This is a genomic window from Tepidimonas charontis (assembly GCF_007556685.1).
Classification (GTDB): Bacteria; Pseudomonadota; Gammaproteobacteria; order Burkholderiales; family Burkholderiaceae_C; genus Tepidimonas; species Tepidimonas charontis.
The window spans coordinates 1-2,611 of sequence record NZ_VJON01000080.1; the positions used below are offsets into that span (position 1 = coordinate 1).

The 2,611-nt window shown below is 65.6% G+C and carries 3 protein-coding genes; 1 reads left to right on the forward strand and 2 read right to left on the reverse strand.

The genetic code is table 11. From position 1 onward, the window contains the following. A partial coding sequence (locus tag Tchar_RS13325; RefSeq protein WP_236640479.1) for an ATP-binding protein occupies positions 1-109 on the forward strand: 109 nt, incomplete at its 5' end. On the opposite strand, the gene istA is transcribed toward Tchar_RS13325, so the two are convergent. Then, the gene (istA, locus tag Tchar_RS13330) at positions 87-920 is read right to left on the reverse strand and encodes an IS21 family transposase (protein WP_408033628.1); all 834 of its coding nucleotides are present in this window, start codon (positions 918-920) and stop codon (positions 87-89) included. The genes Tchar_RS13325 and istA overlap by 23 nt on opposite strands. Before the next feature lie 203 nt (positions 921-1,123). Then, the coding region (locus Tchar_RS13335; RefSeq protein ID WP_144329465.1) for a calcium-binding protein at positions 1,124-2,611 on the reverse strand (1,488 nt) is incomplete at its 5' end.

Below are 2,611 nucleotides of genomic sequence, written 5' to 3' on the forward strand. Positions count from 1 at the left end.
CATACTGGACAGACTCATGCACCGCTGCGCGATGCTGGAGTTCGAGGGCAAGAGTTACCGCCTCAAGGAGGCCGCCGCTCGCATCGTCAACAGCCCTGAACCGTCATAATCCAGCTGTCCTGCCTGGCGCAGTTTGACCGGCCATAAGTGGAGCATTTTGGGGTGGCCATCGGGGGGTGGCGCAGCCGCGCCAGAATCCAGCGCTCGACCACCTGCACGGCAACCTCGACCTTGGACTTGTCGCGGGGTTTGGCCGGGCGTGCGGGCATGACAGCCAGGCTGTAGTGTGCCGAGAGCTCTTCGAGCAAGCGGTGTGCGGTGGGCTCGTAGCGGTCGGCACGGGCCATCAAGGCACGCGGCTGGTCGGGCACCAGCAGGCGAGGCACGCCACCGATGAACTCCAGCGCCCCCATGATGCTGGCCACCCAGTCGGCGGCCTTCTGGCTGGCGGTGGCACAGGCGTAGGTGTAGTTCGATGCGCCCAGCACGGCCACGAAGACCTGGGCTTGGCGTATCTCGCCAGTGTCGGCATCGACGATGGGCACCGTCTGGCCGGCGTAGTCCACGAAGAGTTTGTCGCCGGCCATGTGGGTCTGGCGCATGGAGCGCTTCAACCCCCGGGCCCAGGCTTTGTACTTCTCGCAAAAGGCGCTGTACTTGTACGCCTGACCGCTGTGCTGTTGCTGGTACTCCTCCCACAGCAGTTGCAGGGTGACGCCGGGGCGGCGCAACTCGCGGTGGATGTGGGCATGGTCGGGTTCGAGGTGGCGCGAGGCGCGCGCCACGGGTGGCTTGTAGAGCCGGGCTTGCAATTCCTCGTCGCTCAGGCTCTGGGCCAGCGCCCAGTCCACGCCGGCGGCGCGCGCGTAGCTGGCGATGTCGTTGACGGTGGACTTGGAGATGCCAAGCGCCGCGCCGATTTGGCGCGGTGCTCAAGGCCCCGCCGTGCAGCAGTTGCAGTGTGTGTCGTAGTTTGCTCATGGTGACCCTGGGTGTGGGCATCGCTGGCTCCGGTCAAAAAACCGGGCAGCGTATGCCGCGTTCGGGCCACTCAGAACACCCTGCAGGTGTCCGCCATCCGTTTGGAATGCTGTCCGCCTTCAGCGTGGAACCGCGTCCGGCTTCACGCTGGAACACTGTCCGCCATCAGCATGGAATCGTGTCCGCCATGGCGTGGAATACGCACGCGGTGATGAATGAAGCCATTTGACTCTCCGTGAAAAGTTGCTGCTACGAACACCGTACGCGCAACACGCATTCCCTGCTGTCGCGCACTGTCGCCAGGATAGTATAGCCAAAGTTGTTGTTCGCGCTCTACTGGGCGGGCCGTACGGCGGGTTTTTGGGTACCGAGCGGGCTTGCGGGGCGCTTTTGTGGCGCCTTGGGGGCCCTGCTGTTGCACGGATGCGACAGCAGGGCCGTTGGGCACCACCGCGGGCCACCCCTGCGGGGCGGTCAAGTGTTCCAGAAGCTGGCGATGATTTGGGCCTCGGTCAGCTGCTCGGTGCGCACGCCCACAAAGATGGCTTGGGGGGCGAGCTCGTCCGCGACGATGCGGTCGTTGCCCCCAGTGTCGTCGGTGAACTTGTACAGCGCCATGTCGTTGGCACCGACGTTGATGAGGAAGTAGTGGGAAGTAGTGCGACTTGCCCGGCTTGTAGCTGGCGTTGTTTCCGTAGTCGTCCAAGAAGGCGGCGACGCTAGCACGGTCGGTACCCGCGGCCGACACACCGGTGATGACAAAGAAGCCTTTGCCGTAGTCGTCCTTGGTGCGCGGCGGGGACAGGTAGGCCTGGTACGGCTCGGCGGGGCTTTCCAGGAACTGGACGTAGCTCTTGGTGACCGTACCGTTGCTGAGGGTGGCGCCGGCCCCGCTGAGCAGGCTGGGGAAGGTTGAGCCCGTTGCCCAAGTGTGGAACAAGCCCAGGTCGAAAACGTCGGAACCCGGAGCAAAGCCTTTGATGACGATGAGCGGCTGCTCGGGCACGGCCAACGGGTAGGTGAACGTGACGGTGTCGCGCGCAGGGGTGGTTTCGGTCAGGTCGATGACAACGGGCGAGCGCAGGTCGTTGAGGATGATGCTGTCGGCGCCCTCGCCGGCTTCGATGCCGGTAGCCAGACTGCTTACGTGCCCTTCGACGGTGATGCGGTCGTTGCCGTCGCCGCCCTTGGCCACGCCGCCGACGTTGAAGGCGATGATGTCGTTGCCCGCCCCGCCGTCGTAGTAGCCGCCCTGCAGGTCGCCCGGCGCGGTGTCGTACAACTTGTCGTCGCCGTCGCCGCCGTACAGCGCGTCCACGCCCATGCCGCCATGCAGGGTGTCGTTGCCGCTGCCGCCATGCAGGGTGTCGTCGTCGTCGTCGCCTTGCAGCCAGTCGTCACCGCTGTCGCCGTACAGGGTGTCGCGCCCGGCGTCGCCGTACAGTTTGTCGGCACCGTCGCCGCCTTCCAGCAGGTCGTCGCCCGCGGCGCCTCGCAGGGTGTCGTTGCCTGCCAGGCCTTCGATTTGGTCGTTGCCCGCTGTGCCCACCAGGGTGTCGTCCCCCATGGTGGCGACGGGAGTATTGTTGGGCGTGGTGGGCGTCGTGGGTTGGGTGGGGGTGGTGGGTTG